Origin of the sequence: Paenibacillus sp. RUD330 (assembly GCF_002243345.2) — a bacterium.
Lineage (GTDB): Bacteria > Bacillota > Bacilli > Paenibacillales > Paenibacillaceae > Paenibacillus_O.
The window spans coordinates 1,764,655-1,790,882 of record NZ_CP022655.2 but is presented as its reverse complement, the minus strand read 5'-3'; the positions used below and the strand labels follow the sequence as shown (position 1 = coordinate 1,790,882).

Here is a 26,228-nt window from a genome sequence, read left to right as displayed (position 1 = left end):
GGCAACAAAGCTCCTTGGAAAGTTCTTAGAGAGTTTCTTGAAAGCTCCTTTGAAAGCTCCTTTGAAAGCTTCTTGAAAGCTCTTTTGAAAGCTACTTGAAACTTCTTGAAACTCCTTGGAAAGCTTCTTGAAACTTCTTGAAACTCCTTGGAAAGCTTCTTGAAACTTCTTGAAACTCCTTGGAAAGCTTCTTGAAATCCCCCCAGATATTCCTCAAATCAGCTTCAAAGCTTTGCGCTCCGACTCCAGCGTGTCCGCGACGGACCGCTCAAACGATATGACGGGAACCCAGCCAAGCGCCCGCAGCGAGGAGACATCCGCAGGCTGCGGCGAAGCGGCCGAACTGGAGCCGATCTCGATTTCGAGCGGGCAGGTAGCAAGGCTTTGGCAGATGCCGGCCAGCTCGCCCAGCGTCCGCATCGTTCCGGAGGCGATCGCGTAACGCCTTCCGGAGACGCCATGCCGGATGATGGCTTCATAAGCGCTGACGGCATCCCGGACGTCGAGAAAATCCCGCTGCTCCATCGAGGATGACAGCTTAAACACAGGAGGCGGCGCCCCGCCCGATGCCGCCGCCGCTTCGCAAGAAGCCGCATAACGGGCAAGCAAGGCGCAGAGGCCGGTCGAAGGACCCGGACCGGTCAGGTTGCCCGGATCGGCCACGATGATATCCATGCCGTACATCGAGTGCCAGCTCAACGCTGCCGCGAGTTGAAAGGTTTTGCTGAGGCTGTAGGGATGCGGAGGCCGGGGAAGCCCGGCTTCGGGCAGGACATAACCAAGCATGGAGCCCGCGACGACGATGCGGCATGAATGGCCTGCCTCGCGCACCGCCTCAAGCAGATGGACGGTTCCCATGAGGTTGGCTTGCAGAAAAGCGGCAGGCTCCTTCCACGAAGCGCCCGCATGGTTGGAGCCCGCCAAATGCAGCACGGCATCGGGACGAATCCGGTCGACCAGAACGCGCAGAGCGTCCATGTCCTCCAGATCGCATAGCTCTACATGGTGAGCTCCATTCTCTCGGCCTTCAGCAGTCCGCACGGAGCCTGGTCTGAACATCGCATGCACCTCGTATCCGGCGGCTGTGAAATGCCGCACCGCATGTCCGCCGCAGAAGCCTCCGGCACCGGTGACAAGCAGCTTGCTCCCAGGCAGTTCGGTTGAAATTCCGCAGATCTCCACATAGCTGATTTCCCCTGCCGGTTCCTTCTCCCCTGCCAGCTCCTTCTCCCCTGCCAGCTCCTTCTCCCCCGCCGGTTCCTTCTCCCCTGCCGGCTCCTTCTCCCCTGCCTGTTCCTGCTCCTTTACCCGTTCCTTCTCCCCTGCCGGTTCCTTCTCCTTTACCCGCTCCTTCTCCCCTGCCAGCTCCTGCTCCTCCGCCGATCCGGCTGATTCCTGCTCGCGCTTGCCGCCGATTCCCATCCTCTCCCCCCTCTGCGCCAAATGCCGAAGCGGTTGGCCGCTTCGGCATCGTTATGTGCAGCCCTGGTAACGACCAGAGCTTCTCTCACCCTGACCCGCCGGATCACGGAAATCAGCTCCGGCGCTCCCACTCCGCCATCTCCGCCACCATCTGCGCGATGCCGGGGGCCTTGTAGTCCCAGTCGGCGCGCACGGCAGTCAGCGTCCGGTCGATGAACGGCTCGGCAGTGGCCGTGATGTCAATGTCATTGCGGCCGTAGGCCTGCTTGAACATCTCCAGCATTTCCAGCTTGCTCGCCGGCGCCGCGGCCAGCAGATGCACGAGGCCGCCGATCTCCGGCCTCGAAGCCGCATACTCAACCGCCTTGGCGAGCTCCAGCGTCGTCACTCCGTTCCAGTATACGCGGCTGTAGCCCGATACCGAACCTTTCTGCTCCAGAAACCACTTCAGCAAGCCGATTCCCTTCGGATTCGCATCCGGACCGATGATGGACGTGCGGATCGTCAGATGCCCGGAGCCGCGCAGTTCCCCGAGAGCTTTCGAGCGCGCGTACACGCTCTTGCCGTCCGGAATATCCAGCTCGCTGTACCCGCCCCGGTCTCCCTCGAAGACGCAGTCGGAGCTGATGTGGATCAGCCTCGCTCCGATCTCCGAGGCGGCGAAAGCCAGCCAGTGGGGAAGCAGCCCGTTCACGATGTAAGCCTCGAGCGGATGATCCTCTGCGTCGCGGTTGAGCTTGCCGACGCAGTTGACGACGAGATCCGGGCGCTGGGATTCCAGCAAGCTCCGGACGGCCTCCAGATCGGAGGCCTCCAGAGGGAGCGAGCCGCCGCGGCCGCCGCGGGTCGTCCAGACGACTTCGAACCCTGTACGGCGGCGGAAATAGTCGACCATCATCGAGCCTGCCATTCCGCCGCCTCCGATGATGAGCAGCTTCATGAGAGGAAGCCGCCCCGCTTCAGCATATCCTGGATCTCCTGCTTGTTCATCAGATTCTCGCTGGAGCAGAAGCTGTCGAAGGCGACCGCTTCATAAGAGGCGTAATGGGCTTGCAGGCCGGGAATATCGAGCGGAGGCAGGATGACGAGATATTCCTTGTCGTAGATGACGGTGCTCTTGCTTTCGAATTCGGTGAGCAGGATTTCATGCAGCTTTTCTCCGGGACGGATGCCGGTCTCGATGACATCGGCTTTGACGCCGATATCCTCCATCAGCACCTCGGCCAGCTCCTCGATGCGGCAGGTCGGCATCGTCATGACGAAGATTTCGCCTCCGAGGCTTTCCTCCGAAGCCTTGAACAAGAGCGAGATCGCATCCTGCAGCGTCAGGAAAAAGCGCGTCATGCGGCGGTCGGTCAGGCGGACCTGGCCTTTGCCGCGGATCTGGTTCGTGAACAGGTGGATGACGCTTCCGTTCGTGCCGAGCACATTGCCGCCGCGCACGCAGACGAACTTCGTATCGGTGTGAAGCAGGTTCGCGTAGACGATCAGCTTCTCTCCGATCGCCTTGGTCATGCCGTAGAAGTTCGACGGATTGGCCGCCTTGTCGGTCGATATATAGATGACGCGCTTCACTTTGTTCGCGGTTGCCGCCTCGATGACGTTCTGCGTGCCGAGCACATTGGTCTTGAGCGCTTCATAGGGCTGCTCCTCGCAGACCGGCACATGCTTGAGCGCGGCCAGATGGAAGACGTAATCCATGCCCATCGTCGCCTTCGTCAGCGCATCCAGGTCGCGGATGTCGCCGATCCGGAACGTCAGACGGGAGTCTTCGAACGTGCGGCTCATCGTCACCTGGGCAGATTCGCTGCGGGAGAACACGACGATTTCCTTCGGATTTTGCGGCAGCAGCTGGCGAATCAGCTCATACCCCCAGGAACCGGTGCCTCCGGTAACGAGAATACGCGAGTTTTCAAACATTCCATTTCCCTCCAAGCAAATATTTCACTACGATGTCTGAAACGTCGGGGGACTGGTACCCTGCCGGAAGGGTCCAGCTTGGCGGAAGAGAAGTCATGACCTCGACGGCATCCGCGATATTGCCGGCACGGAGGCCGCTGACGACGTTGCTGCCGCAGTCCACCGTCTCGGGCCGCTCCGTCGTATTGCGGATCGTGACGGTCGGGACGCCGAGCAGGCAGCATTCCTCCTGCACGGTGCCGCTGTCGGATACGGCGCACCAGGCGCTCTGCTCCAGACGGACGAAGTCGAAGAAGCCGAACGGCTCATGGAATTCCACGAGCGGATGGGGAGAGACAGCCGTACCGCCGGATTCGATGCGGGATCGGGTGCGGGGATGGATGCTGCAGACGAGCCGCTTGCCGCTGCGGTCCGCGATCAGGTTCAAGCCTTCGAGGATGCCGTCGAGATGGGCGGGCACGTCCACGTTCTCGGCGCGGTGGGTCGTGACGAGGACATACTCCTTCTCCAGCAGTCCGAGCCGCTCCAGAATGCCGCTTGCGGCGATCCGGTCCTTGTAATGCTCCATCACTTCATGAATCGGATTGCCGGTCCGGACGATCCGGCCCGCCGGAAAGCCCTCGCGCAGCAGATTGCTCTTGCTGTACTCCGTATAAGGCATGTTGATGGTCGATACGGAATCGATGATCCGCCTGTTCTTCTCCTCCGGCACGGTGAGGTCGTAACAGCGGTTGCCCGCTTCCATGTGCACGACCGGAATGCCCATCCGCTCCGCGACGATCGCGCACAGCGCGCTGTTGGTGTCGCCGAGCAGCAGGACGACATCGGGCTTCTCCAGCCGGAGCAGCCGCTCCATCTCGCCGAACATGAGCGACAGCTGCCCTCCCAGCGAATGGCTGCCCCCTGTCATGACATGGTCCGGCTTGCGGATTCCCATCTCTTCGAAAAAGACATCATTCAGCGAAGCCGTATAATTCTGGCCCGTATGGACCAGTACATGGCTTGCCGCCAGCCGGTCCAGCTTGCCGATGATGAGGCTCAGCCGGATGATCTCCGGCCGCGTGCCGAGTACGGTCATTACGCGCACGTCATAGTCCCGCCTTTCTGCCCTCGTAATTTGCCGGACAGCCCCCGTCAGGCTGCCGGCATGCACTTGCGCTCAGCGCCGCTTCTTGCCTGCGGAACGCCGGCGCTTGCCGCCGCCTGCCCGGCGGCGGCCCGCTTTCCTGCGAGACGATCGGCCGGCGGAGAGCGCCCTTCCCTTGCGCAGCCTCATCCCGCCCTTGCGTCTGCCCCGCCCTTTCCTGCGGCGGCTCGCGCGGCGGCTTCCCGAGGAAGCCCGCCGGGAAGCCGCTCGGGCATGCCCGGCCGGCGGCGCCATTTCCTCCTGCGGCGGCGGATCCGAGCCGATCGGCTCGCCCTGGCCAAGCAAGGCCAGCACCGCATCGGGCATCTCCTGCTGCGCTTGGTGAGCATAACCGGCTTCCGCCAATGCTTGCGGGCTGCGGAACGGGCGCAGCTGCCAATTCTTCAACTCGCATACCTGTCCGCCGCTTCCGTGAACGATGCGCGGCGAAGTCAGGCCGGACAGCTGCAGCTGCCGGATCCGCTCGGTCAGCCGGCTGCGGTAGGCCGGCAAGCCGAAAACCTCCAGAGCGGCCGCTCCGCTCCTTGCGGCGACAGCCAGCCGCAGCGGCATGTTCGCGGTCAGCTGCGAGACGAGCGCAGCCAGCTCGTATGGATTGCCCGCGGCGGCCAGACGCTCCGCATTTCCCGTCGCGCGCATGATTTCGGCTAGTCCTCCCGATGCGTACGCGACGACAGGCTTTCCGAACATCATCCCTTCCAGCGCCGTCATCCCGAAGCCTTCCTCCACAATGCTCGGTACGACCAGAATATCGAGCGCAGGATAGGCGTTGCGGATGTCCGTCTCGAAGGGCAGCCAGCGGAACCGGTCCGCCATGCCGGAGGAAGCCGCCATGTGGAGGCATCGCTCCAGATAAGGCGGATCGACCGGATTGCCGGTCACCGCGAACACCGCATCGGGATGGCTGGCTCCGACATGCAGAGCCATCGCCATGAAGTGGTCGAGGCCTTTATTCTCATAGAGATGGGAAGCGATGAAGCCGATCAGGCATTGATGTTCGGCCACATTCAGCTCGGCCCTTCGCCTCGCCCGTCTGGATGTCCAGGTCCATGGCTCGAAATCCGAGCCGTCGACCGCCGGATAGAGGACGGACGATTTCGCGAGCAAGCTCGGGAAATGGATCGGCGACAACGTCGAGGCGGAGATTCCGACCAGCAGGTCGGTATGGGCTTCCATCAGCTCCTGTACGCTGCCGGTCCCTGCCGACGTCCTCATCGTCTCCGTCAAACACCAGATGACCGGCACTCCGAGCCGCGTCGCCGCGATGGCTGGCAGGGGGTGAACGCAGGTGTTGACCCATACCGCATGCGGCTTCACGGCGATGAGAAGACGGTACAGCGACTCCATGCCGGGGCTGTGGACGCCTCCGGAAACTTCCTCCAGGATGGCAGGATGGGCTTGATACATGGAATAGTAGATCGGGACCGCGCCCGTGACATGCACCTTTATTCCGGCCGCTCTCGCCCTTGCCGACAGGATGCCTTCCTCGGGCACGGCCAGAATGCATGCAGCCGCTCCGGCCAGCTCTGTCATCGTGAGCAGCAGCAGCTTCTCGGCTCCCGTTATCGCGTCAGGACTGCATATATGGGAAAAGAACAGGATGGTCGGGTTCGAAATCAATTTCTTCACCCCCTTCGGTCCGAAGCCGGCGCATCAGGATGGAAACATCGTCGCCAGCATGTAGTTCAGCCGATGCGAGTAGGTATGCTCCTTCATCGTCCGGTGCATGGAGCGCAGCGCGATGTCCTGCCTCTCTTGCTCGTGCTGGAGGTAATAATCGATCTTCTCGACCATTTCCTGCGGCGAGGAATAGGTGGCGATCTCCACCCCCGGTGTATAGAAGCTGGCCAAATCTTCCCTGACGTCCGTCAGCTGGAGGGTGCCGCAGGCGGCTATTTCGAACGTGCGGGGATTGGGGGAAACCGCGGTGATCATCTCGCTGTTGCTGTTGAACGTTTCGTCGTCATGGGCACGATGCATGTTGATGACGATCTTGGCGCCGTTGTACGTCGCCGCCGTCTCCAGCGGTCCCATCCAGTGGCCCGCACGGATGCGGGAGGAGAGGAGCGGATAATCGCGCAGCCGCTCCCACCAGAGACCGGAGATGATGATATCGCGAGTGGCGAGGTAAGGCGTGATCTGGTCGAAGAAGTCGACGCGCTTGTGATAGGCGGATCCGACGAAGCTGATTTCCCTGCGGAGGGACAGATCGGGATTGCGGGGGCGGAATTCGTCGGGATTGACGCCCAGCGGAAGGTAATGGACGTTGGGGCATCCGAGCCTGCGGTAGAACTCGACGCAGTTTTTCTCCAGCGTGAAGACGAAGTCGTAATGCGGGGCGAGCTTGCGGGTGATGTCGGAATAATAGGGATCATCCGTGAACCAGACGGCCGTCCGGATGCCGAGCGCCCGGATGGCGTCGACCTTCTCGACCGGAACCTGCAGGCCGTCCAGGAAGATCACCGCGTCGGGCCGCAGCGCTTCGGCCTGCTGAACGTAATTTTGAAGCGTGTCGCTCATGCTCAGCCTGGACGTCATCGATCGGAGCGAATCGGCGATGGAGGCATCCAGGGGAGAGTACGGATATCCTTTTGCGGTAGCGATGAACATGACATGAATCGGGAACACGGGGGGCGCGTAGCTCACCAGGGAAAGGCCGGCCTCGCATTTGCCGAACCAGCGGCCATGCTCCTGTCCAGTCGCGTAGCCTGCTGCCCTGCCCCTTTCCAGCTCCGGATTCGGAAGCATCGGGGCGACGGGTTGCAGGACGCGCTTCTTGCTTGCGCGGGAAGGCGCATGTCTGGCTGCGCGCCTGCCCTTGCGCAGGGATTTAACTGCCAACTTTAGTCCTCCTCTTTTGATTGCAGCTCTCACGCCGTCAGCCCAGAGGGAGCAGATCCAGAAGATCTCCGACGCGGCGGGCGAAAGTGTGTTCCTGAAGCGTGCGCAGCATCCCTTTCACGGAGACGGCTCGGCGCAGGTCTTCATGAAGAAGATAATGCCGTATTTTGCCGACAAGCTCGCCTGCGTCGCCAAAGGTGTCCAGCTCCTGTCCCGGCACGTAATAACGGCCGAGGTCATCGCGGATATCGGTCATCTGCAGCGTTCCGCAGGCGGAGATCTCATACGTCCTCGGATTGATGGAGGCGCCGCGGAGACCGTGGTCGTTGTGGTTGTCGACTCCCGGTTCCGTCGTCCGGTGGATGTTCAGCACGATGCGGGCGCCGTTGTAGTAGTTGACCGTCTCCTCGATCGGCATCCAGCCGGGAAGCAGCCGGCAGCTTCTGCGGGCTCTCGGGCTCAGACGCTCCCACTCCCCGCCCGCGATGACGACTCTAAGCCCTTGCAGCTGCGGCAGCACCTGATCCAGCAGCCTGATGCGGTTCCAGAAGCCTTGGCCGATGAAGCATACGTCGCTGCGGTATTTCCGCGGGACCGGCTTGGCATGGTACACTCCCGTATTGACGCCGAGAGGCGCGTAATGGACTTGCGGATGTCCCAGACGGCGGTAGAAATCGACCGCCTCGAGGTCGTGTGTGAAGACGTAATCGTAGCAGAACGCCAGGCTGCTCGTTTCCCTCGTGAAATAGGGATCGTCCGCGAACCAGATGGCGGCCGGTATGCCCAGATTCCGGATCGCGGCGATCTGCGAGGGCTGGTCGGCCGGAAACACGTGATGCAAGCCGTTCATGACGAGCACCAGATCCGGCCGGAGCCTCTCCGCGTCGACGAACATGGTGCCGGGACTGCTTACAGCAACCGAGCCGGCGTGCATCGCCAGCGCTTCCTGCACCCCTTGGTCGATCGCCGGGAACCCTTGAGGGACGTACATGACGCTCATGCTTCTCCTCGCTCCGGGCGTCCATACCCGCGCGGCGGATGCCGCGGCCTGGCAGGCGCCGTCCCGGCGGCCTTCCTCCAATCCGATCCGATGCCCCTCCTGCCTTCCCGCTTCAACCGTATGCGGTACCTGGCTTGGCATGCCGAATGCCTCCCTTCTTGACCTTGCTCTGCTCCTACTATATGTCCGGAGGCCGCTGTCTACTTGGTCTCTTGTCCTCGCGCCGCCAAAAATGGCGGATGACTAGATTAGCAGAATGAACGCCTGCGGAACTTCCCCTGCATTCGGCTTCGTCAATGGATGAATGCCCGGATTGCCGGACAGGAGCCGCATGAAGCCGTGTCGATGGCTGAAAAAAAAGCCGCCGGACGGCGGCCTTGAAGCTTTGAAATCAGCTCGGCTGGGTTTCATAGGCGAATTGCAATCCCTCTTCATAGCCCATGCCGAAGCCAGCCTGATACCCCTCCGTGTACGTCTGCTGGAATCCGGCCTGGAAAGCGGGGCTTCCCTGCATGATCGCGGGCTCCACGAACGTATGGACGGCTCGGCGCCGCGCAGCAGACTGCCGGCGGCGAGGCCTTTTTGCCGGCGATCGTCTGACGGAACGGACCTTCTTCTTTGCTGCGGACTTTCCTTTTTTCGTACCGGCTGCTTTTTTTCGCCGCCCGATCGGGGCGGACGGAAGCCGTTTTCTCGCGGCGCTTCTTTGTGCCTTCATGGAATATCCTCCTTTGAATCCTTGTGAGCCCTTGTTTGTGAGCACTTGCTTGTGAGCACTTGCCTGTGAGCACTTGCCTGTGAGCACTTGCTTGTTGGCCCTTGCCGGGCTGCATCGTTTCATAGACGCTGGAACAGCAGGGGGGGAGCAAGGATCGGCAGCCCGGCAGGAAGCAGCGAAGCAGCGGCTTCCGCCTCAGGCAGACGGGGCTTAAGCTGCAGCCCCCAGCGCTCCGCGGCCGCCGGATTGAGAACGGTCCTGCGCCGTCCCTCTTCCACATATACAAGGAAGCCATTCAGCAATGCCGCATAGGGCGGTGGAAAATCGCCGTTTGAAGCTTCCCCGTCCGGCGGCAGGGGCGGGGCGGACTTCTCGCTTCTCCAGCGGGAAGCCGCGACGCCGGAAGCGATCGTTGCCGCCGCCAGGCGGTATCGGCTCAGCACTGGCCTTCCCAAGCGGACGGATGGCAGCTCCCAGCCTCCCTCGATCTTCCAGCGAGCTCCCCTTTCCAGCCACCAGACCGTTCCGTCGGCTCCTTCCGCAGCGACTCCGCCGGGATAGAAGGATGCCTCTCCGGCCGGCTTCGCCTGCTCCAGCCCCTTCGCCTCGAGCGCCGGGAGAACACCCGCCGGATCGTCCCATTTGGCCTTGTAAAAGAGGCGGTTGCTGTCGGTTATGGCCGCCATGCGGGCTTCCTCCCGCACCGTGACGCTGCCGAAATGATGGATGAAGCAGTCTCCCGCAATGTACAGCCTCAAGCTCAGCAGCCTCGCGCGAAGGCCGTAATCATCGTCCTCGTAGTTCCCGACCTGATAGCCCTCGTCGAAGTACCCGATCGCCTCCCATAAGGAGCGGCGCATCAGCATGCAGAACCCGGTCAGTCTCGCCGTCTCTTTCCACCGCCGCGGATCCGGCTTGTTGCGGCTTCGGGCCCAGGCATTCATCCCCTGGATCGAACGATAGGGAACCTTCACGCGCTGGCTGCCGCTGATGAAGTTGGTGACGGGGCCGACGATGCCGGCGGAGGGGCTCCTTTCCAGGCAGGCTGTCAGATTATCCAGCCAGCGCTCCGTCACCAGCGTGTCGTTGTTGAGCAGCAGCAGCCTGTCGCCTCTGGCCATCATGAGGCCGCGGTTGACCGCTCCCGCAAAGCCGAGATTGCGGTCCATGACCCGGAAGCGGAGCTTGCCCGCGCCAAGCATCAGCGAATAGTTCTCCAGCATGGCGGCCGTTCCGTCCGCCGAGGCATTGTCTACGACTATGATTTCGTATGGCTCCGGCGTATGCCTCCGGATGCTGTCGAGGCAGCGGACCAGGTAGTCCCGCTTGTTGTAGGTCGGAATGATGATGCTCGTGCCCGGCCATGGCTGTCCCAAGGCGGCCTGCCCGGCCTCGAAGCCGCGCTCATAGCCTTCCCGCCATCCGGGGGAGGGCGTCTGCGGCGCCGCCTCTGGCCCATCCGCCGCCGCATCTGCCGCTGCCGACGTCATGGACGGGACCCTGCCCATCGCATCCTTAACGGCTGAAGGAGCGGCTTGGAAAGCGCCGCGCCGCACGCTCATGGAGCTGCGGCCTCCATAGCCCCGCTTGCAAAGCCGCTCCGGGAACCGGCTCTCATTCCTGTCCCTCTCCAGCCTTCTTGTGCTGGGCCGCTTCAAGAAGCGAGTCGAACGTCCCGGCATCCGCCCACCAGCCCTGCAGCATCGCATGCGTCAGCTTGCCGGCGGCCGCATAGACATTGTTGACGTCCGTGATTTCAAGCTCTCCTCTTCCTGAAGGAGCGATCGAGGCGACGACATCGAAGACGCTCCCGTCGTAGAGATAAATGCCGGTGACGCTGAAGCTGCATGCGGGAGCAGCCGGCTTCTCCTCGATTCGGAGTATCCTTCCGCCTTCATCGAATACCGGCACCCCGTACCTTTCCGGATCGGGAACCTCCTTGAGCAGTACCATCGCGCTTCCGGCAGCCTCTTTCTCGTAAGCCTCTACGAAGGGCTTGAGGGAGTCGTCGACCAGATTGTCGCCAAGCAGCATCAGGAACTTCTCTTCCTTGCCGACATATGGCTTCGCCAGCTCAAGAGCTTGGGCGATGCCCCCCGCTTCCTCCTGGATCAGATAGGTTATCGATGCCCCGTGATCGCGGCCGCCGCCGAAATACTCAATGAACATTCCAGCCGAACGGCGGCCCGTAATGAAGAGAATTTCATCCGCTCCCGCCGCCGCGAGCGTATGCACCGCGTAGTGGATCATCGGATAGTTGTACACTGGGAGCAAGTGTTTGTTCATCAGTCCCGTCAGCGGCATCAGCCGGGTACCGGTTCCTCCTGCAAGCAGAATGGCTTTCAACAGACGTTCACTCCTTCTCTTCTTTCAAGCAAATGAGCTGATCGGACTCTTTCACCGCAACATCGCGGCGGCGGTCGTAATCCGGGAAGGCGGATCTTGGTCCGCCTTTCCTGTCGAGAATCCGTACAACGGCTTGGGCGTAGCGGGCGCCCTCCTCCGGGAGCGGCTTCCATGCGCGCGCGCTTCCCGCAGCGGCTGCCGGCGCCGATACCGCGGCAGCCGTCCCCCCGGCCGCCAGCAGCGTCGCCAATGCTTCGGCCGGATCGGCAAGAGCATCTCCTTCTAGCAGCTCCAGGGCTTTGCGGTTCAGAGCGAATACGGCCCGTTCCATCGACGCGAAGCTTCTCGACTCGCCTCCGAGCGACCAGTGCATGAAGGCGCTCAAAACCATGGACTTGCTCCAGCTCGAGAACGGGATCGCGCCGCTTGTGCTTGACAGAACCGCGGCGCAAGGCCGGCGGGAGGAAGCGGCTTTCGCAACCAGAGCCTGCGCCGGAAGCCGGGCAACCGTATCGGCTCCGAGTCCGGCATCCGCATACAGGACGGCATCCCTCTCCGAGGCGGCCGCATGGACGGAACCAGCCGCCAGCGCTTCATGGACATGACGGGCATCGGGAACGAGATGGCGTGCGGCAGCTCCGGACCGGTCCGAAGCTTCAGCCCCCGCGTCTCCGCCAATTCGGCTGCCGGCACCGTAGAGCATTTCAATGACCGGGCTGAACCCTTTCTGCCGCATGATCTCCGCCGCTTCGGCCAGCTGCCCGGAATCGCTCCCGGCCACGACCGCAGCGGCGGAAAGAGGCTTCCAGCCGGAATGAGCCGCGCTTTTGCCCTTGCTGCTGCGATAGCGGGTTTGATCGGCCTTGCTGCTGCGATAGCGGCTTCGACCGGCTTTGCTGCTGGCATCGCCTTTCCCCTTCGAACGCATGATATTTCCGGCTGCCTTAGCCCTGCCGGTCTTTCCTTGTCCGGCCACGGTCTTTCCTTGTCCGGCTCCTCTGCCGCCCTGTCCTCCCGTCCCTTGGCGGACGGATTTGCCGCCCTGCATCATTCCGCCCCTCCCCCATGACCGGTTTTTTCCGCATTGTCGGGTTCAGGAAGGACAGGAGCTTCTTTTTCGGCCGCGGCTTGCCTCGACAGCCAGGCGATCGCTTCGAGATGATCTCCGATTATGAGACGGTGAAGCGGCCTTAACCGCTCTCGCTCGCGGCGCGGCCGGTTGCGGCGGCCGACATCGACCCGGATCGGCAGGACGATTCGAAGTCCCGCCGCTGCCGCCTTGGCGTGGGCAAGCGGCGGAACAAGCAGCGATTCCGTTCCGATAACCGCCAATGCGCGCCTCGACATCGCGTGAGGGACGGCGGTGAGCGAAGTTCCTTTGAGGTCCGGGCGGCGCAGCATCTCGTTGAGGGCATGCTTCGCCAGCACGACGGGATGGACCCGGGATGTATGGACAGGACCGGAATAATCGTTCAAGGCGACATCCGCTCCGCCGCGGGCGATCGCATCGACAAACGGCCTTAGCTTGGCGGCGGACAACACCATGTCCCCGTCCAGGAAAAGGAGGATCTCTCCTTGGGCCGCACGGGCGCCTACGGCGCGGCCGACATCATGTCCGAGAGGACTCCGGTATCGGATCACCTTGGCGCCGCAGCGTTCGGCCGCTTCCGCGGATCCGTCGGTGGAGCCGTTGGCGACGACTATCAGCTCCGTGTGCGGATGGATTTTCGCAGCCTGCTTCAACACGGCTGCAATCGTGCGCCGTTCATTCATGACCGGAACAATGACCGACAAGAACGGCGGTGCGCCGTCTGAATCGCGGGCTTCCGCTCCGGATGCGGAAGTCGGGCCGGAGGCTGGAGGCTTGCCTGCCGATCGGCGCCCATTCCTGCCCTTTCCCGTACCGGCAGGCCGGACTTTGGCCGCGAAGCCGCCAGATTTCCAGGCGCCTTCGTTCCCTCGCTCGGCTCCTGTCCCTTCCCGACGTCCGCCTTGGCTTCTCGAGCGTGCGTCTCTCATCATTTCACCTCACTACTTGCCAGCTTATGAGAGAGCAGGAACGATGGCACGGCATTTGTACAGGCGGGATAACCGGGGAGGGGAATTAAAAAAGAGCTGCGCGGAATTCATCCCGGGATGAATTCCGCGCAGCTCTTCCAGCAGCCTGTTTTATTCGCTTATCGATTCGACTTCGGCCCATCCGTCGATTCGGCCATCTATCCACTCCTCTATTCATTGGTTGATTTATGGGGTCATTCACTCGTGCAGCATGGAATGCCATGATCCATGAATCCGTTCATCCCTCCATTACCGGGACATGGAGACGGCTCCGCCCGGCCGCTTTCAGGACCCGTCCTGCAGCCTGCCGGCGGCGATCCAATCGATTCGGCCTCGTGCATTGCCCTCTTCCTGCGTGCGGATGAGGGTGACCACCGCCTCTGCCGTCAGCTTGGCGCGCACGACAGCGTGGCAATGCGGAACATCGAGGGAGCAGACGAACGAATACCCGCTGTCCAGGAAAGGAGTCTGCAGCGGAATGATCAGGTCGATCCTGGCGCGGTCCCGGAAAGCGAACGGAATCGTTCCGTGCTGCACGCAAGCACCCTTCACAGTCTCCCTTGCGGCGTCATCGGGAGAGGCCGGCCCGATCTCTTCGGCCAACGCCTGCCGCGGCAGCAGCCGCGCCGGCCCCGGAGCGCGGACGGACAGAGCCGAGCTGTATCGGATCTCGCTCACGTCATATCCGGGCCGATCTTTTTCCGCCAAAATCTCTTCACGCTGCTCCCTATAACCCGACAGGGCGGCCTCTGCTGGCGCCGATGGCTTGAACTCGGCTTCCGGCTCCGTTCCGGCCCAGGGCAGCGTGTCCGAGACGCGCTCCAAGGCAACGCCGTGAAGCTTGACCTTGGGGACTCCGCTTTCCTTGGCCTCCAACGGGACGCGGACAGGGGCCGGAATATCGTCCAGCCAATCGATCTCCGATATGTTGGGATTGTCATAGTGGTACAAAGGCCTGGAAGATTGCTTGCCTTTGCCTCCCTGCTGGCTCCTGGCTTTCGGCGCGAGCGGCGCCCCGCCGGGTACATAAGGTTTGCTGCCCTTTGCGGGCCTACCGTTCGTCTTCATCGTCAAGCTCCTCCACCCATGCATAGTACTGTTATCCTATGCGGCTGCCCGGCAGGCGGATACCATGACGTTGCAAGCAGCGCGGAACCTCAGCTGTCCGCACTGCGCCAGGCGGCATGCCAGAGCGCGCCGGTGCCTGCTCCGAGCGGCCCGCCCGATGCGATCGCCGCAAGTGTGAACGCCTTGGCCCCCCTCGCCGCCTCCTCCATGTCCAGGCCTCTTGCGAGCAGGGCGGCAAGCGCGGAGGCGATCGTGCAGCCGGTCCCATGGGTATGGACCGTCGGAATGCGCGAAGCTGTCAGCACGACGGGGCCGTCCGGAAGAGAGGCGGACAGGAGAACGTCTGCGGCGGCTTCCGACCCGGCCAGATGGCCGCCTTTAAGAAAGACATGCCTGCACCCGAATTTCAGCATTTCCTTGGAAGCGTCCTTCATCGCCTCGAGGCTCCCGATCTCCTTCTCCTTCAGACCGAGCAAGGCGCAGGCTTCCGGAATGTTAGGCGTAACGACCTCCGCCAGAGGCAGCAGCCGCAGACGAAGCGCTTCAGCCGCATCCTCCCGCAGCAGCCGGGAGCCATGCTTGGAAATCATGACGGGATCGACCACGAGCTTGAGGGCCGCGACCTTCTCCAGCCTCGAAGCTGCCGCATGGATGATGTCCGGCGAGAACAGCATGCCCGTCTTGACGGCATCGGCTCCGATATCGCCCATGACGGCGTCGAGCTGAGCCTCCACCGCTTCAACCGGGAGAGGGTAGACCCCGTGCACGCCGACTGTATTTTGCGCCGTCACCGCGGTGATGACGCTCATGCCGAATGTGCCGAGCTCCTGGAACGTCTTCAGATCCGCTTGAATGCCCGCGCCTCCTCCGGAATCCGAGCCTGCGATCGTCAGCACCTTCCTAATCCCGCCTCCCCGCAGCCCGTCGCCTTGCCCGGCAGCCGTCTCTAGCAAAGGAATCCCTCCCTGACCGAAATGCCTCTGGCCGCTTCCGCTCCGCCCCTTGCCGCTGGCGCGAACCGTTCCGGGGAAAAGGAAGCGATCCGATCCGGCTTCGTTCCATCCAGCAGCTCCGTGACGGCCGCTGCGGTCGCAGGAGCAAGCAGAATGCCGTTGCGGTAATGGCCGGCCGCCACGATGACCTGAGGATGATCGCTCAAGGCGCCGATCAGCGGACGCCCGTCGCGGGTGGCCGGCCTCAGCCCGGCCCAGCGCAGCTTGGGACGCGCGCCTTCCAGGAAAGGGAATATCCGGCTGCTCCACCGCTCCAGCCGCCCGATTCCCTTCTCCGTGACCGAGGCGTCGAATCCGGCGACATCCTCAGAAGCGCCGCATGCGAGGGCATTCCCCGATTTGCCGACCCAGTAGGCCTGACTTGAAAACACCATATGCCTGACCGCGCCGTCTGGCACGTCGAAGGCGCAGATCTGACCGCGGATCGGATGGATGGACTCCGGCAAGCCGAACATCCGCTCGAATTCCCCGGACCAGGCGCCTGTGCAGATCAGCAGCCTGTCGGCCTCGTGTTCTCCCGAATAATCCGTCGAGAGAGCGACGGACCGCTCCCCGGAACCGGCTGTCGGCAAGGCAAGCTCCCGCAGGCTGCCGGCTCCGCTTATCATCCTGATTCCGGCCAGCCTGCAAGCCTCCGCCAGCGCCGCAGCGAGGCGGGGCGCCTCGACGTGGGCTTCGGACGGCGTGTAGATGCCGCCCGCCGCTCCCCGCGCGAGCAGCGGCTCCAGACGGGCCAGCTCGGCGGCGCTCAGCAGCTCGGCTCCGCTGCCGGCCGCCCGCTGCCAGTCCAGCCTCGAGCGCAGCGGGAGCAGATCCGCTTCATGATAAGCGACGCCGACGCTGCCGGTGCGCTTGAGCTCGACCTTCATGCCGCTGGCTTCCTCAATGTCTGCCGCCCAATCCGGATAACGGAGCAGGCTGTCGGCGCACAGCTGGAAGAAAGCATCCGGCTGCTCGGCATTTTCCGAGTACGGTGCCAGCATGCCCGCCGCCGCTCCCGTTGCCTGCCCGCCGAAGCCGCCCTTGTCGATGATCGTCACCTCGCGGTTTCCGTCTCTTGCCGCCTCGTAAGCGCAGCTCAGCCCGATGATGCCGCCTCCGAGGATGAGCACCCTTTCCCTCACTGCCTCCACGCTCCCGAGCGATCGGCTTGGCGCGGGTACAGGGCGCCGGCTTCCGTGCTGCTCGCGGAGGCATAGGGAAGCGCGGGGATGCGGCCGGCGAGCCTGGCCAACCGGCCGGCGCGGATCGCGAGCGCCATCGCTTCGGCCATCGCCACGGGATCTGCCGCCCGCGCCACCGGCGTATTGGCCAGCACGGCGGATGCCCCGAGCTCCATCGCCAGAGCGGCGTCCTTCGCCGAGCCGAGTCCGGCGTCCACGATGACGGGAACCGGCGATTCCTCCGCGATCAGCCCGAGGTTGTACGGGTTCAGGATGCCGAGTCCGGTCCCGATCGGGGCTCCTCCCGGCATGACGGCCGCCGCTCCGGCTTCGGCCAGACGACGGCAAAGGACGGGATCGTCCGAGATGTAAGGCAGCACCGTGAAGCCTTCGGCCGCAAGCCTATCCGTCGCTTTCAGCGTCTCCAGCGGATCGGGCAGCAGCGTGCGCGGATCCGCGCTGATCTCCACCTTGATCCAGCTGCCAAGCCCGGCCGCTCTGGCCAGGCGCGCGATCCTCACCGCCTCGTCCGCATTGCCTGCGCCCGACGTATTGGGAAGGTAGATCAACTTTTCTTCGGGCAGATGCTGCAGGATCGAATCGTCTTCAGGCTGCTCCAGATTGACGCGGCGGACGGCGAACGTAATGACCTCCGCACCGCTTGCCCGCAGCGCCTGCTGCATGACGGCCGGGCTCGGGAAGCGGCCCGTTCCGAGGAAAAAGCGCGAGGAAAGCCAGGTCTCGCCCACCTTCCAGGCATCCCGGTCCAGCCCCCGCTCCGGCTGAGGCTTCGCATGGCCAGCGATTCGGACAGCGGCAGGACCATCGGTTCGAGCTTCGGTTCGATACTCGGTACGGGACTCTGTCCGAGCCTCTGTCTGGGACTCTGTCCGAGCCTCTGTCTGAGCCTCTGTTCGAGTCTCTGTTCGAGTCTCTGTCCGAGACTCTGCATGAGCCGCTGCATGAGCCGCTGCTTGAGCCTTCATTTCATCATCCATCACTCAGCCTCCCCCTACAAAGTGGACCAGCTCGATCTTCATTCCATCCGCCAGCCGATGCCGGCTCCAATCGCCGCGCGGCAGGATGATTCCATCCGCTTCGGCGACAATCCTCTGGCCGGATAGGCCATGCGACTCGACCAGCTCCTGAAGCGTTGCCGATGGCGTAAGGATTTCCTTGCCGTTCAAGGTGAGCCGAAGCGGGCTGCCCGGTCGGGAAGCAGCTCCCGATGAAGCGTTCAAACCGGCTGCAGCCTCGCTTGCGGCAGCGATGAGGCTCCTCAGCTCCCGGCAGACGGCTGCGGGATCGGAGCTGCCGACAACCGCGGAGACGGCGCACAATCTCCTGGCCCCTGCGGCGAGCACCTCGCCTGCATTGCCGGGATGGATGCCGCCGATTGCCGTCCAGGGGATGCGAACATGCCGCGCCGCCTGGCGGACGTAGTCCAGCGTGACCGCCGCCCGGCCCGGCTTGGTTGCCGTCGGATACACCGGCCCGACTCCGATATAGTCGGCGCCGGCCGTCTCGGCCTTCAAGGCCTGCTCCAGGCTGTGGGTGCTGATGCCGACGATCCGTTCCGGACCGAGCAGCTCCCGCGCATCGGCGATGGATAGATCGTCCTGCCCGAGATGGACGCCGTCGGCATCGGATTCAAGCGCGAGCAGCGGATGGTCGTTCACGATGAACGGCACTCCGTACTCCCTCGTAAGCCTGCGCAGCAGGCCCGCTTTCTCTCCCAGCTCCCGCAGCGAAGCTTTTTTGTCCCGCAGCTGCAGGATATCCGCTCCTCCCTCAAGCGTCTCCCGCATGACATCCTCCAGCCTTCTTCCGGGATGGCAGCCCTCGCCCGTAATGACGTACAGGCTGAACTCAAGCTTCTTCATCCTTGGCCTCTCTCTCCGGCGCTTCCGCGCCCAAATAATGACGACACCATTCCCAGGCCGTGTCAGCGTCCGCGGCGCCTTGCGCCAGCACTCTGCCGTCCGGGAACACAACGAGCTTCCCGTTGTCCGGGAGCACTGCCCGCAGCAGATAAGGATTGAGCGTCAGCCGGCAGCCCAGCCTCTCCAGCCTTTTCTCATACGTTCCGGGTTCGGCAGGCTCCAGCTGCAGCTGGAACGTATCGCGGCCGCACAGAACGGCCGCGTGCTGGCGGCGGCTGCTTCCGGCTGCTTCCGAGGCTGCTTTCGGAAGGAACTCTCGACCTGTTCCCCATAAAGACTCCGCTTCCTCATCCTCCCGCCAAGCATCCTGCGTTCCCGAACGCGTCCCTCCCCCGCTCCGTTCCTGCACCGCTCCTGCGCAGCCGCAAATCGAACAGAGCCTTGACGGTCCGGGCAGCTTCGTCTCGCGCATCGCGTATGGCCACACAGAGGCAGAGACGAGCGTGCGGCGCATTCCTTCCCTATCGCCTGCCAGCCACTTGAGCGCTTCAGCCGCCTGCAGCGCGGCGACCATCTCCACGGCCGGCGAGATCATGCCCGCCGTCTCGCAGGTCTGTCCGCTCTCCTGCTCCTCCTCGCCCCCGATGAGGCAGCGCAGGCAGCAGGTCGCGCCGGGAATGAGCGGAGCGCTCATACCGGCCGCGCCGGCGACGCCGCCGTACAGGAACGGAATGCCGGCACGGAAGCAGTAATCGCTCAGCACAAGCCTGGCCGCGGCATTGTCCGTACCGTCAAGCACCAGATCGCACCCGCCCGCGATCTTCTCCAGCAGACCGGGAGCCGTGAAATCGGCGGCAAACGCCTCGAGCTCAATTATGCCGTTGATCCGCCTCAGCTTCCGTGCGGCGGCCTCCGCCTTGGGAAGCGCCAGCCGCGCATCCTCTTCGTCGAACAGCATCTGCCGCTGCAGATTGCTGAATTCCACGTAGTCGCGGTCGGCAAGCCGCAGCTCGCCTACCCCTGCCCGGGCCATATGCTGCGCCAGCGAAGCTCCGAGCGAGCCGGTGCCGGCGACAAGCACGACGGCCTGGCCGATCCGCCGCTGCCCTTTCCAGCCGATGGGAGCGAAGCGGATTTGCCGGGAATACCGTTCCTGAATGGCGTCTTGCGCCTCGGATCGGCTTGTTGCCGCCGGATCAAGCATAGATGCTGCCGCCTCCGGCCTTGAACGCCTCCGACTGCTCCTTCATGCCCGCCTCGATCGCCTCCGCCGTGTCCAGCCCTTCCCTCTCCGCGTAATCCCGAATGTCCTGCGTGATCCTCATGCTGCAGAACTTCGGCCCGCACATGGAGCAGAAATGCGCGCTCTTGGCGCCTTCCGCGGGGAGCGTCTCGTCGTGGTAGCCCATCGCCCGCTCGGGATCCAGCGACAGATGGAACTGATCGCGCCAGCGAAATTCGAATCTGGCCTTGGACAGAGCGTCGTCGCGCTTTCGGGCCTGCGGATGGCCCTTGGCGAGATCGGCGGCATGCGCGGCGATCTTGTACGTGATGACGCCTTCCTTCACATCCTCCCGGTTCGGCAGCCCCAGGTGCTCCTTGGGCGTCACATAACAGAGCATCGCCGTGCCGAACCAGCCGATCATCGCCGCCCCGATCGCGCTTGTGATATGGTCGTAGCCCGGCGCGATGTCCGTCGTGAGCGGACCGAGCGTGTAGAAGGGAGCCTCGTCGCAGACGGCGAGCTGGCGGTCCATATTTTCCTTGATCAGATGCATCGGAACATGGCCGGGACCTTCGATCATGACCTGCACGTCATGCTTCCAGGCGATTTTCGTCAGCTCGCCGAGCGTGTCCAGCTCCGCGAACTGCGCCTCGTCGTTGGCGTCCGCGATCGACCCCGGCCTCAGCCCGTCGCCGAGCGAGAAGGTCACGTCGTAGGCTTTCATGATTTCGCAGATATCTTCGAAGTGCGTGTATAGGAAGTTCTCCCTGTGATGGGCGAGGCACCAGGCCGCCATGATGGACCCTCCCCGGCTGACGATGCCCGTAAGACGCTTCGCGGTCAGCGGCACATAACGGAGGAGCACGCCGGCATGAATGGTGAAATAATCGACCCCCTGCTCCGCCTGCTCGATCAGCGTATCGCGGAACACCTCCCAGCTGAGGTCCTCGGCTTTGCCGTTCACCTTCTCCAGCGCCTGATAGATCGGCACGGTCCCGACCGGAACCGGAGAGTTGCGGATGATCCATTCTCTCGTCGTATGGATGTTCTTGCCGGTGGACAGATCCATGATCGTATCGGCTCCCCAGCGGGTCGCCCACGTCATCTTCTCCACCTCCTCCTCGATCGAGGAGGTCACGGCGGAGTTGCCGATGTTGGCGTTGATCTTCACGTGGAAATGCCGTCCGATGATCATCGGCTCGCTCTCGGGATGGTTGACGTTGGCCGGAATGACCGCCCTTCCCGCCGCGACTTCGGAGCGTACGAACTCCGCTTCCATCCCCTCCCTCAGGGCGATGAACTCCATCTCGGGAGTCACGATGCCCTGCCTTGCATAATGCAGCTGGGTAATGTTGCCCCCTGCGAGAGCTCTCAGCGGCAGCCTGCCGGATGGCGGGAAAATTTCCGCTCCCCTCTCGGCGGCTTTGCCTGCGTCGGAGAAGCCGTTGTCCTCGGGCTGGACGATCCGGCCCTGATAGGCCTCGGTGTCTGCCCTCTCTGCGATCCAGCCTCTTCGCATGGGCGGCAAGCCTATCGCGACATCCGCCTCGTAATCGGTGTCCGTGTAAGGACCGCTTGCGTCATAGATTCGCAGAGGCGCATTGGGAATGGACTCTCCGCGCACCTCGCTGTCCGAGAGCGAGATTTCCCTCATCGGAACCATGATATCCTCCCGGCTTCCCTGCATGTAGACTTTGCGGCTGCCCGGCAGCGGCTCGGTATGTATGGCCATGGAAAATCAAAAGCCCCCTTAACGGATCATGATATCCGCCAGGGGGCTGCACGCTTGGAAATGCCGGTCATGCCTCAAGTTCCGGTTGTCTGCGTTGAAAAAACGCAGGCTGTCCAGGACATTCTACTCGCCGCATCCGCCTTCATCGGCAGATTGCGGTTAGCAGATCGGGTGCGCCTGCTCTTCCTCCGCTTTCCGCCGGAGGACGGCAAAAAGCCGCCTCCGGTCTGGAAGCGGCGAAAAGAGGCACAGGCCAAATAAAAGGCATGTTCGACCACTTTCCTACGCTGGCATGACCCAGATCAGGTTCGAAGGGACCAAAGCTTGCGCTTTATCTCAGCCCGTGCGGGCGCCCCTAGTGGATATCTTGGTATGACTATAAGCCGGGTGGTGGAAGTTGTCAACCAGTGGCCCGCTCCATTAAATTAATAAACCAAATAAAAATAATCAGAAAATATTAATATAAAACTCATTTCTATAGGTGTCTTTATATATGAAAGTAATTCTATACCCTAAATTTCTTTATTTTAGAGAACACTAAAAAACCTTGAAAGGCTTGAAGCCAAGGTCAGTTCAAATATTAAATTTCAATCATTTCACATAATTCAAATATTGTTTTTTCATCTATTCATGCATTTTTAAGCAATTCTTCTGCTGTAAGAAAGGATTGTGTAAAAGAGTTCTTTCCTTGAGTTAGATAGAGACCATCTTTATTTCTACTAATCCAGAACTCATCACCTAGATAATAGAATGGAACTCTTCACCCCATCCTACACGTTGGACAAGCTCAGTGTATCCCACTTTCTAATCTCTCCTTTTAATTTCTAGATGGATTACCATCTTTATCATAAGTCCAAGTATGCTCATGCGGTGCTTCTGGATGAGTTTTAGCGTTTATATGATGGGTATAATCTACATGTCTGATAGCTCTACCATCTGCCCCATACCATCTTCTTATTAACAACTCTCCAGTTATTGGACAGATTTAGATTAACCAGCCACCAGATCCGTTTTAGAAAGTTGATTTCCATCCGAACTCCATGTATAGGAATGACGGTTTATAACCGTAGACGCCCCTTGCAGCTGCGTCAAGTCGCTTGAATCGTACCCATTGTAATTCATCGTGCTGGATGTTCCATTTTCCAACCTGATGACTTTTAACAATCCGTTTGAATGATAGCTATATTCAGCGATTGCAGTTGTTTCGGTTTGCCCGACTTTTTTAAGCCGGTTGAGTTCGTCGTAACCGTACTAAAGCTTCAGAACAATCGGATCTGTCATTGTGCCTTGGAGTCCGTGTTTGTTATAAGAAAACTCTATTTTTTTACCATCTGGGAACAGGAGATTGCGGCTATAAACGTATCAATTCCGGAAATGTCCTGCGCTTGTTCATTGAACCTGACAAGAGAAGCCATCGGCATAATATTCTGATCGACTCTCTCTGTTCTCTTGCCAACCGGGCATCACCGCTCCGAAAAGCCGCTAGAGACGACCATTGTCGTCCCAAGCGGCTATTTACGTTCAGTCAACGACTGACCTTTCCCGAAGTCTCTCGCCATCGTATTAGATAATAATTACTGTTAATATAAATCTATACAAAGGAGGAATTCTATTGAACCAATCCGCTTTTAAGACTTTTGGCTGGCTGAACGAAAGCAGCATTCGATTCGACTCGGACCGGATCATCCTGCATGCGCCGGAAAAAACCGATTTCTTTTGTCCCCATGGTACGGAATCCGAAGAAGGGACGCTGCCCGAGAGCCTTCTCAACGCGCCATTCTACTACACCGAAGTCACTGGAGATTTCGTCATGCGCGTCAAGGTCGAGCATGCGTTCACGAGCATGTACGATTCGGCCTCGATCATGGTCATGAAGGATCTGGACGTCTGGGCGAAAGCCTGCTTCGAACTGACGGACTTCGGCACGCATGCCGTCGTCAGCGTCGTCACCAACTCGGTGTCGGACGATGCGAACGGCTGCGACATCGAGGGGAACTCCGTCTGGCTGCAGGTCGCCCGCACCGGCCCTTCCTTCGCTTTTCATTATTCGCTTGACGGCATCCATTTCTTCATGATGCGGTATTTCACCCTGCCCGTGAAGGAGACGGTGAAGGTCGGACTGCTGCCTCAATGCCCGACCGGATCTGGCGGCGATCGGATTTATTCCGGCTTCGTCCTCGAGAAGAAGACGCTGAAAAACATCCGGTCAGGGAAATGACGCCGGCACGATGAAAAGCCTGAATGCAATGACCGCATTCCCCGTACGAGGGGGATACGGTCTTTTTCGCGTTGCCGGGGGTACGCTTTAACGCTGCAACCCGTTCCGTCCTGTTCGGCGGCCTCGCCGAAGCCGTCCTTGCCGCCTCGCACCCGCTCAGGGATGCTCCGCAGCTTCCGCAAGCACCTCCAGCCAGCGCTGTGCCGTCGCCTCCCAGGTGTAGCGCTGCTCCACCCGCTCGCGGCCGGCGCGGCCCATCCGCTCCCTCAAGTCCTCATCGCGCAGCAGTGCGAGCAGCCGGTCGCAGAGTTCCTGCTCGAGCCGCGCCGGATCGGCCAGATACCCGGTCTCCCCGTCGACGATGATCTCGCGCATGCCCCCGGCGCGGGAGGCGACGACCGGGATGCCGCTCGCCATCGCCTCGACGTTGACGAGGCCGAACGCCTCCCGCGCTCCCGAGGGCACGACGGCGGCATCCGCCGCCAGGAACCAGCTCGGCACTTCCGGATAAGGAACATAGGGGATGAACCGGATGTGCCGGGGATAACGCTTGCCCAGCGCCTGCAAGGCGCGGCTGTAGCGGGTCGTCCGGTGCGAGCCGTAGAACGGGCTTCCGACGACGGCGAGCAGCACATTGGGGTGCAGAGCGATGATTTCCGGCATGATCCGCAGCAGATGATGCACGCCCTTGAGCGGAATGATCCTTCCCATGAACAGAAGCACGTCCCTGTCCTGCCAGCCCCTCGCCCGCCTCAACGCTTCCCTGCGCGCGGCTCCTTCCGGCTCCCAGCGGGAAAGAAAGCGCGCCGTGTCCACGCCGATAGGCACGACTCTCAGCTTGTGCGCGGCCTCGGGAACCCGGCCTGCCACCGTATCCCGCAGGAACTCGCTGTTGACGATGATTTTTTCCGCGGCCGCAAAGCTCCTCTTCAGCCTATCCCTGCCGATGGCTTTCGGTCCAATGAAGGAGGAGGAATGCAGGTTGATCCATATTCTCGCATCGGGATGGCTCCGCTTCATCTTGAGCGCATAGCCGGGACGATTTTCCACTTCAATGAGGTCCGGCCGGAACAGACGGATAGACCGGCTCACTTTGCGGAGATAAGCCGATTTGTCGCCTGCAGGAAAGCGTTCGCAGCGGACGCCTCCGATCTGTCCGACAGCTCCTAGCCCCGCCCCCGAGCGGCCATATATCCGGGCCTCCGCTTGTACCGCCACCAGAGGCGCCATCTTCTCGATGACGCGTTCCACGGAGCTGCTGCCCGCTGAAGGGATGGGAAAGGATCCCGGAGTGACAAAAGCGACCTTCGGCCTCTGCAACCTGCTTCTCCCCTTCCTGCATGAAAGCTTGCTGCTTCAGAATATTCTCCGACTGGCGAGCCCGAAAGGGCCAAGCGTCCTGCCGTGGCAGAAGCCGCGCCATTCTAGGCTTCAACGTGAAATAACCGCAATGTCCGAAGGCCGGACGCTGTCCGAGCCAGCCGTACCGGATGGCTGCACCGGACGGCTATCTCACTGCAAAGAATGGTTGGGCACTTCTCCATTCGGTGAATATATACCAATGAGTATAATATTTTCATCCTGATCCGAATTCTGAACAAATCCCGATCCAGAACCAGTTCCAGATCGCACCGGATCGAACTGAGCCAAGGAGGAAACCCAATCATGAGTCCATCCCCAACGTCCTTGCCCCGGACCAGCCCTGCATGGAAGGCTCTCAACACGATCGCCTTCGCCCTGGTAATCGTCATGAACGCTCTCGCCGTCCTGCTCCCTCTGGGTGGAAAAACGACCAAGGAGCTGTCCGACCAATACCCGCTTCTGCTCACGCCGCCGGGTTATGTCTTCAGCATCTGGAGCCTGATCTACCTGCTCTTGGCCGGGTTCATCGTCTACCAATGGACTCCGCAGGGCAGCTCGCGCAGCAGCGTCCGCTCCATCGGCTTCTGGTTCGTGCTGAACGGGCTGGCCAACTCGGCATGGATCGTCGCCTGGCATTACGAGCATGTCGGGCTCAGCGTCCTCATCATGCTGATTCTGCTCGCGTCTTTGATCGTCCTCTATGTCGAAACACAGCGCCAATCGTCGAGTGCGACGGCAGGGGAGCAGCTGCTGGCCCAGCTTCCGTTCAGTATCTACATGGGGTGGATCAGCGTCGCGACGATCGTCAACGTCTCTGCCTGGCTGTACAGCCTGGATTGGAACGGCTTCGGCTGGGGAGATGCGGCTTGGGCTCTGATCGGACTTGCAGCAGCCGCCTCGCTCGGCTTGGCCGTCGGCTGGATTTTCCGGGATCCCTATTATGAGCTTGTGCTCGTATGGGCCTTCATCGGCATCGCCGGGAAGGACGTCCAGCCTGACGCGGTCTCCTCGGCAGCCTGGGCTCTTGCCGCTCTCCTCGCGGCGTGGGCCGTCCTTCAAGCCATTCGCCGCTATCGCTTCCATTCGTTGAAATAACTCCCTCATACGCCCGA

23 protein-coding genes and 1 riboswitch are annotated in these 26,228 nt (G+C 61.7%); of the genes, 3 read left to right on the top strand and 20 right to left on the bottom strand.

Features of this window, described 5'->3' with window-relative positions:
- Window positions 1-213 precede the first annotated feature (213 nt).
- From CIC07_RS07890 to thiC, 19 genes are all read right to left on the bottom strand, one after another.
- Complete coding sequence (locus CIC07_RS07890; RefSeq protein WP_083688412.1) at window positions 214-1,422, bottom strand: NAD-dependent epimerase/dehydratase family protein; 1,209 nt, start codon at window positions 1,420-1,422, stop codon at window positions 214-216.
- Window positions 1,423-1,534: 112 nt separating this feature from the next.
- The gene (locus CIC07_RS07885) at window positions 1,535-2,362 is read right to left on the bottom strand and encodes a dTDP-4-dehydrorhamnose reductase family protein (protein ID WP_076358348.1); all 828 of its coding nucleotides are present in this window, start codon (window positions 2,360-2,362) and stop codon (window positions 1,535-1,537) included.
- Window positions 2,359-3,342, bottom strand: coding sequence for a polysaccharide biosynthesis protein (locus tag CIC07_RS07880; RefSeq protein WP_076358349.1), 984 nt, complete (start codon window positions 3,340-3,342; stop codon window positions 2,359-2,361). Before CIC07_RS07880 ends, CIC07_RS07885 begins: the two co-directional genes overlap by 4 nt.
- Window positions 3,335-4,429, bottom strand: a complete 1,095-nt coding sequence (gene wecB / locus CIC07_RS07875) for a non-hydrolyzing UDP-N-acetylglucosamine 2-epimerase (protein WP_076358350.1) — start codon at window positions 4,427-4,429, stop codon at window positions 3,335-3,337. Before wecB ends, CIC07_RS07880 begins: the two co-directional genes overlap by 8 nt.
- A 72-nt stretch (window positions 4,430-4,501) precedes the next feature.
- Window positions 4,502-6,109 carry a glycosyltransferase family 4 protein gene (locus CIC07_RS07870; RefSeq protein WP_076358351.1) on the bottom strand — a complete coding sequence of 536 codons (1,608 nt, stop codon included), beginning with the start codon at window positions 6,107-6,109 and terminating at the stop codon, window positions 4,502-4,504.
- Window positions 6,110-6,142: 33 nt separating this feature from the next.
- The gene (locus tag CIC07_RS07865; protein WP_234993009.1) at window positions 6,143-7,330 is read right to left on the bottom strand and encodes a CgeB family protein; all 1,188 of its coding nucleotides are present in this window, start codon (window positions 7,328-7,330) and stop codon (window positions 6,143-6,145) included.
- 37 nt (window positions 7,331-7,367) lie between these two features.
- Complete coding sequence (locus CIC07_RS07860) at window positions 7,368-8,471, bottom strand: CgeB family protein (RefSeq protein WP_076358352.1); 1,104 nt, start codon at window positions 8,469-8,471, stop codon at window positions 7,368-7,370.
- A 250-nt stretch (window positions 8,472-8,721) separates the two neighbouring features.
- Window positions 8,722-9,048: a hypothetical protein gene (locus CIC07_RS07855; RefSeq protein ID WP_076358353.1), complete on the bottom strand. Its 327-nt coding sequence runs from the start codon at window positions 9,046-9,048 to the stop codon at window positions 8,722-8,724.
- 119 nt (window positions 9,049-9,167) lie between these two features.
- Entirely contained in the window at window positions 9,168-10,610 is a 1,443-nt protein-coding gene (locus tag CIC07_RS07850) for a glycosyltransferase family 2 protein (RefSeq protein WP_157742054.1), read from the bottom strand.
- 52 nt (window positions 10,611-10,662) lie between these two features.
- Window positions 10,663-11,394, bottom strand: a complete 732-nt coding sequence (locus CIC07_RS07845) for a sugar phosphate nucleotidyltransferase (protein ID WP_076358354.1) — start codon at window positions 11,392-11,394, stop codon at window positions 10,663-10,665.
- A gap of 7 nt (window positions 11,395-11,401) precedes the next feature.
- Complete coding sequence (locus tag CIC07_RS07840; RefSeq protein WP_094248370.1) at window positions 11,402-12,445, bottom strand: hypothetical protein; 1,044 nt, start codon at window positions 12,443-12,445, stop codon at window positions 11,402-11,404.
- A complete protein-coding gene (locus CIC07_RS07835) occupies window positions 12,442-13,416 on the bottom strand; it encodes a glycosyltransferase family 2 protein (protein WP_346775658.1) in 975 nt (324 codons plus the stop codon). Before CIC07_RS07835 ends, CIC07_RS07840 begins: the two co-directional genes overlap by 4 nt.
- Before the next feature lie 321 nt (window positions 13,417-13,737).
- Window positions 13,738-14,520 carry a WIAG-tail domain gene (locus CIC07_RS07830; RefSeq protein ID WP_076358357.1) on the bottom strand — a complete coding sequence of 261 codons (783 nt, stop codon included), beginning with the start codon at window positions 14,518-14,520 and terminating at the stop codon, window positions 13,738-13,740.
- 89 nt (window positions 14,521-14,609) lie between these two features.
- Entirely contained in the window at window positions 14,610-15,473 is an 864-nt protein-coding gene (gene thiD, locus CIC07_RS07825) for a bifunctional hydroxymethylpyrimidine kinase/phosphomethylpyrimidine kinase (RefSeq protein ID WP_234993008.1), read from the bottom strand.
- Window positions 15,467-16,657, bottom strand: coding sequence for a glycine oxidase ThiO (gene thiO / locus CIC07_RS07820; RefSeq protein WP_076358358.1), 1,191 nt, complete (start codon window positions 16,655-16,657; stop codon window positions 15,467-15,469). The genes thiD and thiO overlap by 7 nt, the downstream gene beginning before the upstream one ends.
- Complete coding sequence (locus CIC07_RS07815; RefSeq protein ID WP_234993007.1) at window positions 16,654-17,445, bottom strand: thiazole synthase; 792 nt, start codon at window positions 17,443-17,445, stop codon at window positions 16,654-16,656. Before CIC07_RS07815 ends, thiO begins: the two co-directional genes overlap by 4 nt.
- A 252-nt stretch (window positions 17,446-17,697) precedes the next feature.
- Complete coding sequence (gene thiE / locus CIC07_RS07810) at window positions 17,698-18,579, bottom strand: thiamine phosphate synthase (protein WP_076358359.1); 882 nt, start codon at window positions 18,577-18,579, stop codon at window positions 17,698-17,700.
- On the bottom strand, window positions 18,566-19,783 hold the full coding sequence (locus tag CIC07_RS07805; protein ID WP_076358360.1) for a ThiF family adenylyltransferase: 1,218 nt from the start codon (window positions 19,781-19,783) through the stop codon (window positions 18,566-18,568). The genes thiE and CIC07_RS07805 overlap by 14 nt, the downstream gene beginning before the upstream one ends.
- Window positions 19,776-21,536, bottom strand: a complete 1,761-nt coding sequence (gene thiC / locus CIC07_RS07800; protein ID WP_076358361.1) for a phosphomethylpyrimidine synthase ThiC — start codon at window positions 21,534-21,536, stop codon at window positions 19,776-19,778. The genes CIC07_RS07805 and thiC overlap by 8 nt, the downstream gene beginning before the upstream one ends.
- 54 nt (window positions 21,537-21,590) lie before the next feature.
- Between thiC and CIC07_RS07795 the strand changes: the two genes are divergently transcribed.
- Together CIC07_RS07795 and CIC07_RS07790 are read left to right on the top strand one after the other, a co-directional pair.
- Window positions 21,591-21,797, top strand: a complete 207-nt coding sequence (locus CIC07_RS07795) for a hypothetical protein (protein ID WP_076358362.1) — start codon at window positions 21,591-21,593, stop codon at window positions 21,795-21,797.
- A 1-nt stretch (window position 21,798) separates the two neighbouring features.
- A riboswitch (TPP riboswitch) is annotated at window positions 21,799-21,903 on the bottom strand.
- A gap of 1,245 nt (window positions 21,904-23,148) precedes the next feature.
- On the top strand, window positions 23,149-23,754 hold the full coding sequence (locus CIC07_RS07790) for a DUF1349 domain-containing protein (RefSeq protein WP_076358363.1): 606 nt from the start codon (window positions 23,149-23,151) through the stop codon (window positions 23,752-23,754).
- A gap of 156 nt (window positions 23,755-23,910) precedes the next feature.
- Here the strand turns inward: CIC07_RS07790 and CIC07_RS07785 are convergent, their stop codons facing one another.
- A complete protein-coding gene (locus CIC07_RS07785; protein WP_076358364.1) occupies window positions 23,911-25,074 on the bottom strand; it encodes a glycosyltransferase family 4 protein in 1,164 nt (387 codons plus the stop codon).
- Between the two features lie 345 nt (window positions 25,075-25,419).
- Here CIC07_RS07785 and CIC07_RS07780 point away from each other — a divergent pair, with 345 nt between their 5' ends.
- On the top strand, window positions 25,420-26,211 hold the full coding sequence (locus CIC07_RS07780) for a TspO/MBR family protein (protein WP_083688418.1): 792 nt from the start codon (window positions 25,420-25,422) through the stop codon (window positions 26,209-26,211).
- Window positions 26,212-26,228 lie beyond the last annotated feature (17 nt).

Excerpts from the sequence above, each read along its gene's own strand:
- thiC (WP_076358361.1), bottom strand. The coding sequence starts at position 21,536 with ATGGCCATACATACCGAGCCGCTGCCGGGCAGCCGCAAAGTCTACATG.
- CIC07_RS07860 (WP_076358352.1), bottom strand. The coding sequence starts at position 8,471 with ATGCCAAGCCAGGTACCGCATACGGTTGAAGCGGGAAGGCAGGAGGGG.
- CIC07_RS07890 (WP_083688412.1), bottom strand. The coding sequence starts at position 1,422 with ATGGGAATCGGCGGCAAGCGCGAGCAGGAATCAGCCGGATCGGCGGAG.
- CIC07_RS07805 (WP_076358360.1), bottom strand. The coding sequence starts at position 19,783 with ATGCTTGATCCGGCGGCAACAAGCCGATCCGAGGCGCAAGACGCCATT.
- CIC07_RS07830 (WP_076358357.1), bottom strand. The coding sequence starts at position 14,520 with ATGAAGACGAACGGTAGGCCCGCAAAGGGCAGCAAACCTTATGTACCC.
- CIC07_RS07855 (WP_076358353.1), bottom strand. The coding sequence starts at position 9,048 with ATGAAGGCACAAAGAAGCGCCGCGAGAAAACGGCTTCCGTCCGCCCCG.
- CIC07_RS07835 (WP_346775658.1), bottom strand. The coding sequence starts at position 13,416 with ATGATGAGAGACGCACGCTCGAGAAGCCAAGGCGGACGTCGGGAAGGG.
- CIC07_RS07780 (WP_083688418.1), top strand. The coding sequence starts at position 25,420 with ATGAGTCCATCCCCAACGTCCTTGCCCCGGACCAGCCCTGCATGGAAG.
- CIC07_RS07885 (WP_076358348.1), bottom strand. The coding sequence starts at position 2,362 with ATGAAGCTGCTCATCATCGGAGGCGGCGGAATGGCAGGCTCGATGATG.
- CIC07_RS07840 (WP_094248370.1), bottom strand. The coding sequence starts at position 12,445 with ATGATGCAGGGCGGCAAATCCGTCCGCCAAGGGACGGGAGGACAGGGC.
- CIC07_RS07850 (WP_157742054.1), bottom strand. The coding sequence starts at position 10,610 with ATGAGCGTGCGGCGCGGCGCTTTCCAAGCCGCTCCTTCAGCCGTTAAG.
- thiE (WP_076358359.1), bottom strand. The coding sequence starts at position 18,579 with ATGAAGAAGCTTGAGTTCAGCCTGTACGTCATTACGGGCGAGGGCTGC.
- CIC07_RS07880 (WP_076358349.1), bottom strand. The coding sequence starts at position 3,342 with ATGTTTGAAAACTCGCGTATTCTCGTTACCGGAGGCACCGGTTCCTGG.